The sequence below is a fragment of the Oleiphilus sp. HI0066 genome (genome assembly GCF_001635725.1).
The window spans coordinates 1-1,053 of record NZ_LWFH01001076.1; the positions used below are offsets into that span (position 1 = coordinate 1).

The following is a 1,053-nucleotide window of genomic DNA, read 5'->3' on the forward strand; positions in this document are numbered from 1 at the left end:
CAATAATGCCCCCCTTAGCCTCAGGCCCCGGATCTCGCACACCCGGCGTCCAATAGGGTTGCAGCATCAATCCCATTGACCCGGGCGGCACAGCGTTCACTAGCTCATCGAACAAACTCTCTGGGCTAACATTCTGCGCCTCGGCCATTGCTTGCTCACGAAGTCCAAATTCATTTTTAAACCAACTAACCATCCAAAATCCGCGAAAAATCATAATTTCAGAGCAATAATGATCTGGGATTGCCGATGGATATGCAGGCATGAATCGAATAGGTTCTATGTACTTTTTACTTGTTGTATTGATTGTGGCCGTTGTGCCATAACTCATGCATGCCACATCATCTGACTGACCACCTGAACCAAGAATCTCGCATGCTTTATCTGATGCGGAAGCAATCAGTGGCACTCCAGCAGGGATACCCGTCATATTTTGAGCATCGATGGTAACTTGCCCCATCACCGTAGCTGGGCGATACAGCTTAGGGAATAACTCTTGTTTAAATCCAGGAAGCAAACGATAACGCCAATCACTCTCTGCGGACCACTTCAAGCCTTTATAATCGAAAGGCAAATATGCGACTTGCGAGGCAAGAGAATCGACAAAGTCACCGCACAAGCGATAGTTTAGAAAGCCAGATAGATTGAGATATTTATCCGTTTTTTCCCAAATGTCTGGTTGATTGGATGCTATCCAAAGATACTGTGCACGTGCTTGATAGCGCTCAACAAGATCTTTAGCGCCAGCCATTTTAAATGCTAGCTCATGCAGCTTTGGCAAATGCCCGAGGGCTTTTGAATTACGCTGATCCAGCCAAGTAATGGCAGGTCGTAATGGCTTACCACCTTTATCAAGATTCACCATGGTGCCGCGCTGTGTCGTGACCGACACTCCAGCAATATCACCCTTATTACGACCTAAATTTGCCATTTCACCCCATAGCGCAGAACAAGCATCAACCAAAGCCTGCCAATAGATTTCAGGCTCTTGCTCGGCCCAACCTGGGTGCACCGAAAAATAAGGTTCAATTTCAACTTTCGACTTTGCTAACAATT

The 1,053-nt window shown here is 46.5% G+C and carries 1 protein-coding gene; it reads right to left on the bottom strand.

Annotated features, from left to right (window positions below; translation table 11 throughout):
* Positions 1–1,053: FGGY-family carbohydrate kinase (locus tag A3738_RS13435; RefSeq protein ID WP_197473853.1), on the bottom strand; the 1,053-nt coding region annotated here is incomplete at both ends.